Annotated in this window: 4 protein-coding genes; all 4 read left to right on the top strand. The window is 55.0% G+C overall.

Going from position 1 to position 2,494, the window contains the following annotated elements; translation table 11 throughout:
• Positions 1-346, top strand: a 346-nt coding sequence (locus H7U20_RS17740) for a hypothetical protein (protein ID WP_199760480.1), incomplete at its 5' end; no start/stop codon positions are given.
• Position 347: 1 nt separating this feature from the next.
• Positions 348-1,016, top strand: a complete 669-nt coding sequence (locus H7U20_RS17735; protein WP_199760479.1) for a hypothetical protein — start codon at positions 348-350, stop codon at positions 1,014-1,016.
• A gap of 70 nt (positions 1,017-1,086) precedes the next feature.
• Positions 1,087-1,695 carry a hypothetical protein gene (locus H7U20_RS17730; RefSeq protein ID WP_199760478.1) on the top strand — a complete coding sequence of 203 codons (609 nt, stop codon included), beginning with the start codon at positions 1,087-1,089 and terminating at the stop codon, positions 1,693-1,695.
• Positions 1,696-1,891: 196 nt separating this feature from the next.
• Entirely contained in the window at positions 1,892-2,464 is a 573-nt protein-coding gene (locus tag H7U20_RS17725; protein ID WP_199760477.1) for a glutaredoxin family protein, read from the top strand.
• The last annotated feature ends 30 nt before the right edge of the window (positions 2,465-2,494 follow it).

Below are 2,494 nucleotides of genomic sequence, written 5' to 3'. Positions count from 1 at the left end.
GACGTGGCGAGAGGGTTCGAATATCCGGTATGAACATGGCGTATTTAGCGGTGGCACCATTGTAGGCGACTACAAAGTGGAGGTGCTGAGCCGAATTCCAGACGAAGTGTTCCGATATGCCAATTCGGCGCCGGGTCGCGGCATCCGACTTAGTTTCCGCATCAAGGACGACGGGGTTTTGCTGGCTTGGGATGTACAGGAAAATCTCCCCGGAGCAAGCGGCTTCCTGTATGCCATGCATGGCGGTGACTTTCCTTGCGAGACGAGTCCTTATCAATCTCATCCCAACTGCACCAACGGTCCGCTCAAAGAAGCGCCTTGGTACTCCACTACATGGGAACGTTGAAATGGCGATACTTTCAACGGTTGAATGCGAACAACTACGGCATCGAGACGACCGTACGTTTTTGGCGCTCATGATAGCCATATCATCCTTGACGGCATGCGCGCAAACCGGCAAGCCACATACCGATAGAGAACTAAGGGGCATGGGAATGGTGGTGGACTCAAAATTGGCAGCCGGCGCGCACCCAAAGAAAGGCTTGTACGGCATGACCGATGCGGGAAATTATGCCTTCGGATTCCAAATGCTGGGTCCAACTGGAGGAGGGATAAGCTCAATCGGCGGGGGCACAAATATGTCGTTTCCCCGTTGGGTGAGAGTGAGATGGCGCGAGGGGGATGACATCACCTTGGAATTTAGTCATGGCGAAGCTATTGGTGGCACTGTTGTCGGCGACTACAAAGTGGAGGTGCTGAGCCGAATTCCAGATGAAGTATTCCGCTATGCCAATTCGGCGCCGGGTCGCGGCATCCGACTGAGTTTCCGCATCAAGGACGACGGGGTCTTGCTGGCTTGGGATGTACAAGAAAATCTCCCTGGAGCAAGTGGCTTCCTATATGCCATGCATGGCGGCGACTTCCCTTGCGAGACGAGTCCTTATCAATCTCATCCTAACTGCACCAACGGTCCGCTCAAAGAAGCGCCTTGGTACTCCACTACATGGGAGCGCTGAAATGGCCCTACCTTCAACGGTTGAATGCGAACGACTACGGCATCGATACGACCGTACGTTTTTGGCGATCATGACAGCCATATCATCCTTGGCGGCATGCGCACACACCGGCAAGCCGCAGACCGATAGCGAACTGCGCGGGATGGGGATGGTGCTGGAAAGCCAATTGGCTCCCGGTGCTCGACCTAAAGACGCTGTCTTGGCACGTACTGATGCTGGCAACCGCGTTTTTGCACACGGGCGCCTTCTAGCGTCTTCGGGGAACAGTATTTCATCCATTGGTGGCGGTACAAACATGTCCTTTCCCCGCTGGGTGCGCGTGACATGGCGAGAGGGTTCGAATATTCAGTATGAAGATGGCCGATTTGTCGGAGGCACCGTCGTCGGCGACTACAAAGTGGAGGTACTGAGCCGCATTCCCGATGAAGTATTCCGCTATGCCAATTCGGCGCCGGGTCGCGGCATCCGACTGAGTTTCCGCATCAAGGACGACGGGGTCTTGCTGGCTTGGGATGTGCAAGAGACAGTTGTGCATCATCCAACTGGCGCAAGGGGTTTCGTATATTCCATGCACGGCGGCGACTTCCCCTGCGAGACGAGTCCATATCAGTCTCATCCCGACTGCACCAACGGTCCGCTCAAAGAAGCTCCTTGGTACACCACTGCATGGGAGCGCTGAAATGGCCATACCTTCAAAGCTTGAATACGAACGGCTATGACATCGATACGACCACGGGCGCAAGCAGCCTCTACATGGCACTGGATGCATGGTCGTCGACCCATGCGCATGAGAATCACAAACGCTTCGGCAAGTGGCAGGGGAATTGAAGGCGGTTCATCAAAATGATAGTGGTTTCAATCTTTCAGGAGGAATCATGTACTCACTACCCATCAAGAAGATCCTGCAATGCACCTTGACACTGGCGGCGATGGTACCCGCAGCAGTCTATCCGCAGTCACTGGAAGGCTTGTTAAAGACACTTCAGCAGGCGACATCATCGAACACCGTGGATGCCTTCAAGTCGGTCGCCGACGTCATCCAAAGTCAATTGCCGCCAGGTGCAAGCGCGCAGAATGCCGAGGGCAAAGTGGTCCTGTATCGCACGGCACGGTGTGAATATTGCAAACGCGCCGCAGCCTATATGCGTCAGAAAAGTATCCCTTTCGCCGAACGGAATATCGACGCCAACGCCGGTTACAAGGCAGAGTACACAAGCTTGGGAGGCAACGGGGGAGTTCCCCTCATAATTTTCGGAGCGAAGGCCATCTACGGCTTCGCCGAGGCATCATTCGAAAAGAACTATGCCGATTTTCAAATTTCACTGGCCGATAAATCCCACGGCACGCCGACACCGGCGGGCACCGGCGCCGCTCCGCAGGCGGGTTGCTGTGGTCAAGTAATTTCGGACACGACGATAGGTTGGCGTGCTGCCATTTTCCGTTCGTAGACGGTGGGCGACAGATTGCCCAATGCTGAA

Origin of the sequence: Rugamonas violacea, from assembly GCF_016461825.1 — a bacterium.
GTDB lineage: Bacteria > Pseudomonadota > Gammaproteobacteria > Burkholderiales > Burkholderiaceae_D > Rugamonas.
Note: the sequence above shows the minus strand (reverse complement) of the source record. Positions and strands in the feature narration are given on the sequence as shown.